We start from the raw sequence: 2,385 nt of genomic DNA on the forward strand, positions 1-2,385 counted from the left end.
ACCGTGCTGGCCGCGTTCGCCGATGCGGGCGCCAAGGTGGCGGTGGTCACGGCCAAGGACAAGCTGCGCAAGCTGCTCGGCCACAAGATGAAGGGCATCTGCTTTTCGTCGGAGAAGTCGGACCAGGTGACGATGGAAGAAAACGGCATCGACGACGTGCTCGGCATGGTCGGCATGCCGGTGCCCTCGGTCTACAGCGCGGAGCTGTCGGAGTTCGTGTTCGCGGCGGGCGTGAAGCTGATGGAGCGCCAGCGGCCCGACCTCATGTACCTCTCGACCACCGACTACGTGCAGCACAAGGCCGCACCCGGCAGCCCCGCGGCCAACGCCTTCTACGCGATGATGGACGGCTACCTCGCGCAGCTCGATGCGCTGGGCGCCACCATCGTGGTCACCGCCGACCACGGCATGAACGACAAGCACGGCGCCGACGGCTCGCCCAACGTCATCTACCTGCAGGACGTGCTGGACGGCTGGTACGGCGCCGGCACGGCGCGCGTGATCCTGCCGATCACCGACCCCTATGTGGTGCACCACGGCGCGCTCGGCTCGTTCGCCACCGTCTATGCGCCCGACGAGGCGAGCGCGCCCGGCTGGATCGATCGCATCAGGCAGGTGCCGGGCATGGAGCTCGTGCTCTCGCGCAAGGACGCCGCCCAGCGCTTCGAACTGCCGCCCGACCGCATCGGCGACATCGTAGTCGTGAGCGAGCGCAACACGGTCATCGGCACCTCGGCGAGCCGCCACGACCTGTCGGCACTCGAAGTGCCGCTGCGCTCGCACGGCGGCGTGTCGGAGCAGCGCGTGCCGCTGATCTGCAACCGTCCGGTGACCGGCATCGCCGCCGGCCGGCGCCTGCGCAACTTCGATGCGCTGGACATCGCGCTGAACCACGCCCCATAACGAAACGTCATCCGGAGCACCTCCATGAGCCAAGTGAGCCAAGCCATCCTGAAGCCAGGCACCATCCATCGCGAGGCCCTGCGCATCGCCGGAGAAAAAGTCCATCGCGATCGCACGATCGACGTGACCTACCCCTACACCGGCGAAGTGATCGCCACCGTGCCCAAGGCCACGCTGGACGACGTGCGCAACGCCTTGCGCATCGCCCGCGACTACAAGCCCACGCTCACCCGCTACGAGCGCTACAAGATCCTGATGCGCGCGGGCGAGATCATCGCCTCGCGCCTGGACGAGATGTCGCGCACCATCACGCTGGAGTCGGGGCTCTCGCGCAAGGACTCGCTGTACGAAGTGGGCCGTGCGTCCGACGTGCTGCTGTTCGCCGCCAACCAGGCGCTGGTGGACGATGGCCAGGTGTTCTCGTGCGACCTCACGCACCACGGCAAGAGCCGCAAGGTCTACACGATGCGCGAGCCCCTCCTGGGCGCCATCACTGCCATCACGCCGTTCAACCATCCGCTGAACCAGGTGATCCACAAGGTGGCGCCGGCCATCGCGACCAACAACCGCATCGTTCTGAAGCCCAGCGAGAAGACGCCGCTCACCGCGTTCCTGCTGGCCGACATCCTCTACGAAGCGGGCCTGCCGCCGCAGATGCTGTCGGTGCTCACCGGCGACCCGAAGGAGATCGCCGACGAGCTGCTCACCAACGCCGACGTGGACCTGGTCACCTTCACCGGCGGCGTGCCCATCGGCAAGTACATCGCGGGCAAGGCCGTCTACAAGCGTCAGATCCTGGAGCTGGGTGGCAACGATCCGATCATCGTGATGGAAGACGCCGACGTCGAGGAGGCCGCCACGCTCGCGGCCAACGGCTCGTACAAGAACTCGGGCCAGCGCTGCACGGCAGTCAAACGCATGCTGGTGCACGAGTCGGTGGCTGATCAGTTCGTCGAACTGCTGGTCGCCAAGACCCGCGCGCTGAAATATGGCGACCCGATGGACCCTGAAACGGACATGGGCACCGTCATCGATGAGGCCGCGGCCAAGCAGTTCGAGGCCGTGGTCAATGAAGCGATTGCCGCCGGCGCGAAGCTGCGCTACGGCAACGAGCGCCGCGGCGCGCTCTATTCGCCGACGGTGCTCGACCATGTGGACCCGGAGATGACCGTGGCCAAGCACGAGACCTTCGGGCCCGTGTCGCCGGTGATCCGCTTCAAGAGCATCGACGAGGCGATCCGCATCTCCAACGGCACGGCCTACGGCCTCTCGTCGGCGGTCTGCACCAATCGCCTGGACTACATCACGCGCTTCATCCGCGAGCTGAATGTCGGCAGCGTCAACGTGCGCGAAGTGCCGGGCTACCGGCTGGAGCTCACGCCCTTCGGCGGCATCAAGGACTCGGGCCTGGGCTACAAGGAAGGCGTGCTCGAGGCGATGAAGAGCTTCACCAACACCAAGACCTATTCGCTGCCCTGGTAA

At 66.4% G+C, this 2,385-nt stretch carries 2 protein-coding genes; both read left to right on the forward strand.

All coding sequences use genetic code 11. From position 1 onward, the window contains the following. Positions 1-903 (forward strand): phosphonoacetate hydrolase (phnA, locus tag JC881_RS32190; protein WP_198789810.1); only part of this gene is annotated, 903 nt, incomplete at its 5' end. A gap of 24 nt (positions 904-927) precedes the next feature. Then, complete coding sequence (phnY, locus tag JC881_RS32195) at positions 928-2,385, forward strand: phosphonoacetaldehyde dehydrogenase (protein ID WP_198789811.1); 1,458 nt, start codon at positions 928-930, stop codon at positions 2,383-2,385.

Origin of the sequence: Variovorax sp. IB41 (assembly GCF_016405905.1) — a bacterium.
In the GTDB taxonomy this organism is placed as follows: domain Bacteria; phylum Pseudomonadota; class Gammaproteobacteria; order Burkholderiales; family Burkholderiaceae_C; genus Variovorax.

Bases quoted from the DNA above. Each gene is read 5' to 3' on its own strand.
- phnY (WP_198789811.1), top strand. From the start codon at position 928: ATGAGCCAAGTGAGCCAAGCCATCCTGAAGCCAGGCACCATCCATCGC.